Annotated in this window: 2 protein-coding genes and 2 pseudogenes; all 4 read right to left on the minus strand. The window is 39.0% G+C overall.

Annotated elements, in window-relative coordinates:
• Positions 1 to 3,081 (minus strand): annotated as a pseudogene (locus tag ACFINE_RS01505) (hypothetical protein); the annotation flags it as partial.
• Between the two features lie 171 nt (positions 3,082 to 3,252).
• A pseudogene (locus ACFINE_RS01510) lies at positions 3,253 to 3,342 on the minus strand (hypothetical protein); the annotation flags it as partial.
• A gap of 11 nt (positions 3,343 to 3,353) precedes the next feature.
• Complete coding sequence (locus ACFINE_RS01515) at positions 3,354 to 5,723, minus strand: hypothetical protein (protein WP_375620817.1); 2,370 nt, start codon at positions 5,721 to 5,723, stop codon at positions 3,354 to 3,356.
• Positions 5,724 to 6,543: 820 nt separating this feature from the next.
• The coding region (locus ACFINE_RS01520; protein WP_375620818.1) for a Vomp family autotransporter at positions 6,544 to 9,011 on the minus strand (2,468 nt) is incomplete at its 5' end.

Raw genomic sequence — 9,011 nt, forward strand, 5'->3', positions numbered from 1 at the left:
AATTCTACTGTTTTCTTGTGTCCTTACAGCTCTGCCTTGTTCTTCTTGCTTCTTCTCATGACGCGCTACAAAGGCATCGGCTTCCTTGCTCCATAACAAAGAATCCTGTGCTACTCCTTCAGAAACTTCTTTAATCCGTGCATTCACATTCTTGATATTTGCATCAAGGCCTGCAAAAGCGGTTCCAACACCTTGAAAGTCACTCTCTGTTACAACTCCATCTTTAGCAATGTAAGATAATTTATACGTTGGCTGTGTAAGAGCTCCATCTTTAAAGGATGCTTCTCCACCTAAAAACTTAGCTACATCCTCACCGATTTTGTTAACCTGTCCACCCGTGATTGCATCACGTGAATCCTTGGCAATCTGACCATCAGCAACATTATGCAAACCTACAGCCGCCTTATCCTTACCTTTGCCTAAAGTCACACTCGTATAATCAGTTTCATCACCTGTTTTATCGTAATGAACAACAGCCGAGTCATCTGATTGAAGGCTGCTAGAAAGATCCTTCAAACCTTTATCAAGCTGCCCCTTGTTAACAGCTTCATTATCCTTTGTTGCTTCACCAACACCTGAAAGTATCCGGTCTTCTTTCTTACTGTTGGCAATATTGAGTTCTGTACCTTCTACTTCTTTACCAATAGTGATAACCTTCGTATTATCATCCTGCTTGGCAAGGCTATCACTGACAACATTGGTCACATCATTATGAACATTCGTGATAGAACTCGCAACTCCAGCAAATGCTTCCGATACACTATTGTAAACCTTTTCCTCACCAGCACTACCATCAGAATTGACAGTTTTAAGCTTGAAGGTAGGTGCAACCCATTCTCCCTTTTCATTATAACCTGCTCCTCCACCAAAATACGTCGCAAACTGTTTTTGCAGATCATAAATCTGTCCACCCGTAATCGCATCACTCGAGCCTGATACTATAGAGCCAGCTGCAAGTGATGTAAGCTTGCTGTTCTCTTTATTGTCCCCATGCGTCGCTACAAACGCACCTTTAGTCTTGCCCCATAACAATGCATCGCCTTGAACTGCTTGCGTAATATTACTTAGTTTTTCATCAAACTTTTTGACCTCATTAGACAGATGAGTGTTCACATTCTTGACACTCGTATCAAGACCCGCAAAGGCGCTACCAACATCGTTATGTGAATTAGTCGTTACTGTACCATCGTCAGAAACATTAGAGATTTTATAAGTCGGAACTGTAAAAACACCCTCTTTAAAGGATGCTTCTCCACCAAGAAACTTAGCTAAATCCTCACCGATTTTGTTAACCTGTCCACCCGTGATTGCATCACGTGAATCCTTGGCAATCTGACCATCAGCAACATTATGAAGACCAACAGCCGCCTTATCCTTACCTTTACCTAAAGTCACACTCGTGTAATCAATGCCGCCATTCTCACCCTCTTTTTTATCGTAGAGAACCACTGCTGAATCTTCTGACTGAAGACTGCTGGAAAGATCCTTCAGACTTGCATCAAGCTGCGCTTTATTGACTGCCTCGTCCCCATTTTGCGCTGCCTTAACACCAGAAAGAATTCGAGCATCACCATCCCGATTTAAAATATTGATTTTATTGCCGCCTCTTTCCGCACCAATAGTAATAAGATCCATCCTATCCTGCTTGACAAGGCTATCACTCACTACATTCGTAATCTCTTTGCTGATCTCATTTTTTACATTCGTAACAGAATTACCAACTCCAGCCAAAGCATCCGCCACATTGCTATAGTCTATCTCTTCAGATTTACCATCATCCTTAACTGTCTTAACCTTAAAACTTGGAGCTTTCCATTGTCCTTGCTCATCATAACCTGCACCTCCACCAAAATAGGTTGCAAGTTGTTCGTTCAGCGAATAAAGCTGTCCACCCGTGACAGCATCCGTTGAATCTTTAGAAACATCACCATCTAAAAGAAACGTAATTTTGCTGTTATCTTGAGTGGCTACAGCTCTGCCTTTTTCTTCTTTGCTCTTTTCATGACGTGCTACAAAGGCATTGGCTTCATCATTCCATAACAAAGCATCACCTTTAACTTGCTGAGTAATATTCGTTATGTTTTTAGTAAGTTCGTTAAACTTATTTGTTACATTATTATTGACATTCTTGATATTGCTATCAAGCTGGCTTTTGTTAACAGCGTCATTATTGTTCTTTGCTTCCCCAACACCAGAAATTATCCGATCCGCACCGCTTTCATTTGCAATATTGATTTCTGTGCCACCTACTTTTGCACCAATAGTGAGACGACTCGTTGTCTTATCTTGCTGAACAAAGCTTTCGCTTTCCACTTTGGTAATCACATTATTAACCTGTTCAGTCAATTTATTCTGAACATTCGTGATAGAACTTCCAACACCTGTAAGTGCATCAGCTACATTCGTATAGTTCTTGTCAAAAGAAGTACCATCCTCACTAAACTGCTTGATCTTGAAATCCGGTTCTCTCCATATGCCCACTTCATCATATCCAGCACCTCCACCAAAATAGGTTGCAAGCGTGTTACCCATTGTATAGAGCTGACTACCCGTTACAGCATCCGTTGATTTAGTGCTAATCTCACCATTTGCTAGAAACGTAATTCTACTGTTTTCTTGTGTTCTTACAGCTTTGCCTTTTTCTTCTTGCTTCTTCTCATGACGCGCTACAAAGGCATTGGCTTCATCATTCCATAACAAAGAATCCTGTGCTACTCCTTCAGAAACCTCTTTAATACGTGCATTCACATTCTTGATATTTGTATCAAGACCAGTAAATGCACTACCAACATCTTTAAAAGAGCCCTCTGTTATATTACCCTTTGTATCAATCTTGGATAAGTTATAAGTTGGTCCCGTCATAGCAGAACCAGCAACTCCTGCACCTCCACCAAAATATTTTGATGTATTGGCCATAGCCGTTTCCAGATTTCTCGATGTGGACGAAAGACTCTCATTGGTTTTGCTTAACTGTGAAAAATTAACTGCATCGTTCGCTCCAGTGCCATCAGACACTCCTGTAATCTTTTTACCCCCAGCATCTATCCCAGAAATGATTATTTTCGGTCCACCTGTAATCACTAAGCCTGTTGCATCTAAGGTACTGCTTCCTGCATTTACTTTATTGACTGCAATATCCTTAGCTAGATCAAATTTTATATTATTGTCATCTTTGCCTTTGCTAATTTGAAGATTTTCACTTGCCGCTGATAAATCGATCTTGCTCTCTATACCGATAGTTGTAGCATCTGCACCACCAACAGACAGCTGCCAACCTTTATCTACGTAATTTTGTAATGACTTTATCTGCGCAACATTTACTGCATCAGTCAGTTCAGAACCAGCTGCTACCCCTAAGAAACATCACCATCTAAAAGAAACGTAATTTTGCTGTTATCTTGAGTGGCTACAGCTCTGCCTTTTTCTTCTTTGCTCTTTTCATGACGTGCTACAAAGGCATTGGCTTCATCATTCCATAACAAAGCATCACCTTTAACTTGCTGAGTAATATTCGTTATGTTTTTAGTAAGTTCGTTAAACTTATTTGTTACATTATTATTGACATTCTTGATATTGCTATCAAGCTGGCTTTTGTTAACAGCGTCATTATTGTTCTTTGCTTCCCCAACACCAGAAATTATCCGATCCGCACCGCTTTCATTTGCAATATTGATTTCTGTGCCACCTACTTTTGCACCAATAGTGAGACGACTCGTTGTCTTATCTTGCTGAACAAAGCTTTCGCTTTCCACTTTGGTAATCACATTATTAACCTGTTCAGTCAATTTATTCTGAACATTCGTGATAGAACTTCCAACACCTGTAAGTGCATCAGCTACATTCGTATAGTTCTTGTCAAAAGAAGTACCATCCTCACTAAACTGCTTGATCTTGAAATCCGGTTCTCTCCATATGCCCACTTCATCATATCCAGCACCTCCACCAAAATAGGTTGCAAGCGTGTTACCCATTGTATAGAGCTGACTACCCGTTACAGCATCCGTTGATTTAGTGCTAATCTCACCATTTGCTAGAAACGTAATTCTACTGTTTTCTTGTGTTCTTACAGCTTTGCCTTTTTCTTCTTGCTTCTTCTCATGACGCGCTACAAAGGCATTGGCTTCATCATTCCATAACAAAGAATCCTGTGCTACTCCTTCAGAAACCTCTTTAATACGTGCATTCACATTCTTGATATTTGTATCAAGACCAGTAAATGCACTACCAACATCTTTAAAAGAGCCCTCTGTTATATTACCCTTTGTATCAATCTTGGATAAGTTATAAGTTGGTCCCGTCATAGCAGAACCAGCAACTCCTGCACCTCCACCAAAATATTTTGATGTATTGGCCATAGCCGTTTCCAGATTTCTCGATGTGGACGAAAGACTCTCATTGGTTTTGCTTAACTGTGAAAAATTAACGGCATCGTTCGCTCCAGTGCCATCAGACACTCCTGTAATCTTTTTACCCCCAGCATAAACACCTTCGGTGGTTATTTTCGGTCCACCAGAAATCACTAAGCCTGTTGCATCTAGGGTACTGCTTCCTGCAGTTACTTTATTGACTGCAATTTCCTTAGCTAGATCAAATTTTATATTATTATTATCTTTGCCTTTGCTAATTTGAAGATTTGTACTTCCAGCGGAAAAATCTACCGCGCTGTCCATGATAACGGTCGTATCATCCTTACCCCCAACAGATAGTTTCCAACCACCATTTCTTACGACACTTTCTAAGTCTTTTAACTGTACAACATTTACTGCATCAGTAGGCTCACTACCAGCTGCTACACCTGTAATCTGCCGCGTCATGCCCGTACTTTTATTACCAATACTAACGGCACCCTGCTTACTTTTCCATTGCGCTTCAGTGCTTTCTGTTGCCCCCTGCAGCGAAGAAGTATATCCTGAAACACCTGCAGCCCTATCAGCGATAGCATCACTTCCTATAGCAACACCTCCCGCAACCGTCACATTAGAGCTAGCGCCTATAGCAATTCCCTGCAACGCCTGCTCCTTTGCATATGCATTGTACCCCATAGCAATCGCTTCATTTGCATAACTATGTGCTTTACTACCGAAAGCTATTGAAAAATCACCAACTGAAACTGTTCTCTCTTTTTCATCATAACTATCGGTTAGAGAAGAGCCGATTGCAATGCTATTTTTAGTATTTCTACTACGACCAGCTAAAGCAGTTAAGCCGATAGCAATCCCTTGGTCAGCCTTCGTCTGCGCTACTTGCCCGTACACAATAGCATCATGAGAATTTCCCTCAGACCGTACACCATTGACAAGAGGATTACCCAACACCCCATCCCTAGTCATTTGACCGCCCGTTACAACTCCTGGAGTTAAAGCTGCTCTTGTTATTTTTTTACTTCCAGCATTCATATCAATTGAACGTATCGAATCGCTGGTTTTTGCCAAAACATTCACTATAGGACTATAATCACTTACACTAGTAAGAGTTTTGGTTAAAAAATTTGCATAGTCTTCAGAATCATTCAAACCAGCAAAAGAGAGAATGCTTTGTGGATAAGACACACCGGCACTTTTTACACCTTCAAGAAACGTGTTTCTAAAATCAGGATTTGCTGAAAAAACAGGCGTAACATTCGATAAGAATGTAGCCGCTGTAGCCAACGAAAGAACTTTAACAAAAGAAAAACGAGAACGTTTTAATTCACTCGCAGCTTGTGGGGCATATAATTTTTTCATAACAAACTCTCCAATGAAAAAACTTAGAAACACCTCCAAAACATAAAAAAGACACATTTTAGCATTATCGATATCTTTGGAATTTAGAGTAGACGATCATTGCTTAGAGTGTGAACATTTTGAGTCTTTAGTTTTGTTTGTGCTCTCTTTATTGAGACCTAAATGTTTGTTTTTTGATTATGTTTTGTGGACATAAAGATGACACATTTAGAGTCTAATCGTTTTAGTGTGCTGTTTTTTTTAACTAAAAAGGGGTCTTTATATTTAATATTACTTTTTACTTGGTAGCGGTTACTATAAAATCCTTTGTACTAGGTTTTAGTATGTATTTTCCTAATTATAGACTTTATTTTTATTAGAAAGCATGGTTTTGTTAATAATAAGTAAAGTAAAAAGAAATTGTAATATGTCCGGAATATAGTTTTCCTTGGATAACTGGCTTTTTAGTTGGATTTTTTCTTTTTAATATATCATATAATGATATATGCGTGGTCTCGTGATGTACCTTTTATCTTTACGCACTACTTATCCTCCCCTTTGAAAGTTATTTTATCAAAATGAGTCTTACTAATATACAATTCCATATAGCTATAGACTGTTCAAGAAAATAGCAACATAAAAATATAGCTTTTTAGCAATATGGATTCTACTGTGATCTTTTTTCAACAAAAATATAGAAAAATCTTCTATAAAACCTCACAGTCTATAGCCTCATCAAATATTATGCTTATCTCTGGGTAAATACTGTGCGTCTGTAAAAAAAATCACCCTTATTTCAATTAATAAGGGTGGATGTTTTGTTTTCTTTTCGTTGTTCGTATTATTTTATTTTCAGAGTGATTGCACCACCTATGCCCCAATGACCACCAGCACTCGTGGCAGAGAGATTAGAGCGGATTTTTCCGTTTTCAGATGTATAACCAGCACCAAGAGCAAATGCGGATTGTCCACGCCATGTGCCGCTACCAAATGAGACACTCAAAGATCCTGGCTCGTCGAAGTAACGTAGGTTGGATACTGCTAGACCAACGGCGGCTGCTTGCCTTGCCTCTTTCCGTACGCTCTTAATATCATAACTTAAAATATTAAACTTCATATCTGTATATCGGTCAGACCGATCAACAGCATCATCAATGGCATTAATAACAATATTATCCACCCGACTATCCGTATATTTTTTTGCATCATCGAGAACAATTTTCATCTGTTGCTGAGTGTAATCATGCAGTTGACCACCATTCACAGCTTCTTTCGAACCTTGTTCAATGCGACCATTGGCAACATTATCAATCATAACAGGTTCACTTTCGTTGCCACCTTTTAGAGTGATCTTATTGGTTTTTTTACCATCAGCATCTTTATCATAGTTAACTGCACCATCAGAAAGATTATTAACCGTGTTCTCAATATTATCAACTCTGTCTTCAATATTGAAAACCGTTTCACCAATATTCGTAACCGTAGTGGAAATATTGTCGACTCTGTTTTCAATATGCCTAATATCTTTTTCAACGCCAGTGATACGTTCGTTGGTTTCCCAAAGCTGTCCACCATTGACTGCATCTTTTGAACCTTCTGCAATTTTACCATCTGCTACATTGATAATCTTACTTGGTTGACCATCATGGCTAGCGTCATAAGCTTTTTTCTGCTCATTCCAATTTAAACCATTGGACGAGACATTGTTTTCAACACTTTGAATACGGTCGTTTATCTTAGACATACTCTCACTTACGCCGTCAAAAGCACTGGCAACGTTATGATAATCCTTCTTTTCACCAGAGCTCCCGTCAGCTTTGAATTGTGCTATCTTGAAAGTAGGAGCAGTCCATTCTCCATTATTATAGCCAGCGCCACCACCAAAATATGCAGCAAGCTGATTACTCATCAAATAAAGTTGCGAACCATTTATAGCATCGGTTGAGTTAGCAGAAATATCTCCATTAGCAAGAAACTTAATTTTGCTATTTTCTTTGTCTGCTCCATGCTGTGCTACAAATGCCTGCTCATCATTGCTCCACAATAGAGAATCTTTAGAAACGCCCTCAATTTTCTGAGTAAATTCATTTGCTACATGTGTTAAGCGGCTATTCACATTGTTGATATTGTCATCAAGCCCTGTCAAAGCGTCACCAACATTATTATGGTCTTTAGATACTGCTACGCCATCTTCAGAAATGCGCGATAAATGATAGAGCGGACCGAACAAAATACCGTCGCTAAATTCCGCATTCCCACCCAAAATGTTTGCTACATCTCCAGATATTTTATTAATTTGGTTCCCATTGATCGCATCATGCGAATCTTCAGCAATTTTCCCATCTTTAACATTATGGAGGGAAACTGGTGCTGTAGTCTTATCACCACCCAAAGTTATGCTATTATAATTAACGGTATCGTTTTCTTTATCATAGAGAACTGCAGCAGCACTTGTAAGATTAATATCATTAGAAATCTTCTCTATACTTTTATCAAGCTGGGCTTTGTTAACAGCTTCATTACCATTCACAGCTGCCTTCACACCAGAAATTGTCCTATCGTTGCCTGCATTATTTGCAATATTAATTATAAAACCTCCTGTTTCCTTACCTATGGTAATAGTACCTGCATCTCCTTCCTGCTTAACAAGGCTATTCTTTGCTGCATTAGTGATTTGATTTTGGATATTCGTGATAGAAGTATCAACAGCATTAAAAGCAGAACCAACATTATTATGAGAATTACCCTGAATTGTATAAGTGGGAGCCTTACCGTTAGATACATCTGCACCACCACCAAAATACTTTGATATATTTTTAGCAATTGTTGTCAGATTATTTGTAACAGTGTTAACATTCTGATTAGTAGCAAAGAGCTGCGAACCATTCACTGCATCGGTTGAATTAGCAGAAATGTCTCCATTGGCAAGAAACTTAATTTTGCTATTTTCTTTGTCTGCTCCATGCTGTGCTACAAATGCCTGCTCATCATTACTCCACAATAGAGAATCTTTAGAAACACCCTCAATTTTCTGAGTAAATTCATTTGCTACATGTGTTAAGCGGCTATTCACATTGTTGATATTGTCATCAAGCCCTGTCAAAGCGTCACCAACATTATTATGGTCTTTAGATACTGCTACGCCATCTTCAGAAATGCGCGATAAATGATAGAGCGGACCGAACAAAATACCGTCGCTAAATTCCGCATTCCCACCCAAAATGTTTGCTACATCTCCAGATATTTTATTAATTTGGTTCCCATTGATCGCATCATGCGAATCTTCAGCAATTTTCCCATCTTTAACAT

This window comes from Bartonella sp. AA97HXZ, from assembly GCF_042196985.1.
Taxonomy (GTDB): Bacteria; Pseudomonadota; Alphaproteobacteria; order Rhizobiales; family Rhizobiaceae; genus Bartonella.

Bases quoted from the DNA above. Each gene is read 5' to 3' on its own strand.
- ACFINE_RS01515 (WP_375620817.1), bottom strand. From the start codon at position 5,723: ATGAAAAAATTATATGCCCCACAAGCTGCGAGTGAATTAAAACGTTCT.